This is a genomic window from Klebsiella sp. K-Nf6, from assembly GCF_002806655.1.
Lineage (GTDB): Bacteria > Pseudomonadota > Gammaproteobacteria > Enterobacterales > Enterobacteriaceae > Klebsiella > Klebsiella variicola.
In genome coordinates this window covers 1-366 of record NZ_PIBN01000064.1, presented here as the reverse complement: position 1 = coordinate 366, position 366 = coordinate 1, and the positions used below count along the sequence as shown (strand labels likewise).

Annotated in this window: 1 protein-coding gene and 1 pseudogene; both read left to right on the top strand. The window is 55.7% G+C overall.

Features of this window, described 5'->3' with window-relative positions:
* Nucleotides 1-94, top strand: a pseudogene (locus tag CWM61_RS28645) (PTS glucitol/sorbitol transporter subunit IIA); the annotation flags it as partial.
* Between the two features lie 17 nt (nt 95-111).
* Nucleotides 112-366 (top strand): SDR family NAD(P)-dependent oxidoreductase (locus tag CWM61_RS28640; RefSeq protein ID WP_133122484.1); only part of this gene is annotated, 255 nt, incomplete at its 3' end.

The following is a 366-nucleotide window of genomic DNA, read 5'->3' as shown; positions in this document are numbered from 1 at the left end:
ACAGACGCAGGCGGAATATCCCGGCACGGTACACGTCGCAGGTGACGTGCCGGAAAGCATCAATCCTGGTTGCACACTGAAATTTGTCGCTTAAGTCGTAAGGAGAAAAGTATGAAACAGGTTGCCGTTGTCATTGGTGGGGGACAAACACTCGGGGCGTTCCTCAGCCGTGGGCTGGCCGCAGAGGGCTATCGCGTGGCGGTAGTGGATATTCAAAGTGATAAAGCCGCAACCGTGGCACACGAAATTAACGCGGAGTTCGGTGAAGGCATGGCCTACGGTTTTGGCGCTGATGCCACCAGCGAGCAAAGCGTACTGGCGCTTGCCCGTGGTGTTGATGAGATTTTTGGCCGCACGGATTTGCTG